At 51.1% G+C, this 728-nt stretch carries 8 tRNA genes; all 8 read left to right on the top strand.

The window, feature by feature from the left end:
- The first annotated feature begins 22 nt into the window (after positions 1 to 22).
- The 8 genes from HT680_RS09050 to HT680_RS09015 all read left to right on the top strand — a co-directional run bounded on the left by HT680_RS09050 (position 23) and on the right by HT680_RS09015 (position 723).
- A tRNA-Asp gene (locus tag HT680_RS09050) sits at positions 23 to 95 on the top strand.
- 22 nt (positions 96 to 117) lie between these two features.
- A tRNA-Lys gene (locus HT680_RS09045) sits at positions 118 to 190 on the top strand.
- Positions 191 to 195: 5 nt separating this feature from the next.
- Positions 196 to 277, top strand: a tRNA-Leu gene (locus HT680_RS09040).
- A gap of 12 nt (positions 278 to 289) precedes the next feature.
- A tRNA-Thr gene (locus HT680_RS09035) sits at positions 290 to 362 on the top strand.
- Positions 363 to 383: 21 nt separating this feature from the next.
- Positions 384 to 455 (top strand) — tRNA-Gly (locus HT680_RS09030).
- A gap of 7 nt (positions 456 to 462) precedes the next feature.
- Positions 463 to 548: transfer RNA gene (locus tag HT680_RS09025), tRNA-Leu, on the top strand.
- Positions 549 to 559: 11 nt separating this feature from the next.
- Positions 560 to 633 (top strand) — tRNA-Arg (locus tag HT680_RS09020).
- A 16-nt stretch (positions 634 to 649) separates the two neighbouring features.
- Positions 650 to 723 (top strand) — tRNA-Pro (locus HT680_RS09015).
- Positions 724 to 728: the final 5 nt, after the last annotated feature.

Here is a 728-nt window from a genome sequence, read left to right as displayed (position 1 = left end):
CGATCCCGTTAACTCCCATATAGGTCCCGTAGTGTAGCGGTTATCACGTCGCCCTGTCACGGCGAAGATCGCGGGTTCGATTCCCGTCGGGACCGTAAGATAACGGAAGTTATTTTAGACTCGTTAGCTCAGTTGGTAGAGCAATTGACTTTTAATCAATGGGTCACTGGTTCGAGCCCAGTACGGGTCATATTTGCGGGTTTGGCGGAATTGGCAGACGCACCAGATTTAGGATCTGGCGCTTAACGGCGTGGGGGTTCAAGTCCCTTAACCCGCATAGTAGAAATTAGCCGGCTTAGCTCAGTTGGTAGAGCATCTGATTTGTAATCAGAGGGTCGCGTGTTCAAGTCATGTAGCCGGCATTAAAACTAGAAGAGGTCGATGCGAACGTAGTTCAGTGGTAGAACACCACCTTGCCAAGGTGGGGGTCGCGGGTTCGAATCCCGTCGTTCGCTTAGAGAGGCCGGGGTGGCGGAACTGGCAGACGCACAGGACTTAAAATCCTGCGATTGGAAACGATCGTACCGGTTCGATCCCGGTCCTCGGCATATAATAATGAGCACCCTTAGCTCAACTGGATAGAGTACCTGACTACGAATCAGGCGGTTAGAGGTTCGAATCCTCTAGGGTGCATTTTTTCTATTTAACTCGGGAAGTAGCTCAGCTTGGTAGAGTACTTGGTTTGGGACCAAGGTGTCGCAGGTTCGAATCCTGTCTTCCCGATTGAT

The sequence above is a fragment of the Streptococcus sp. 5905 genome (genome assembly GCF_013276505.1).
GTDB lineage: Bacteria > Bacillota > Bacilli > Lactobacillales > Streptococcaceae > Streptococcus.
This window is presented reverse-complemented; position numbering and strand designations above follow the sequence as displayed.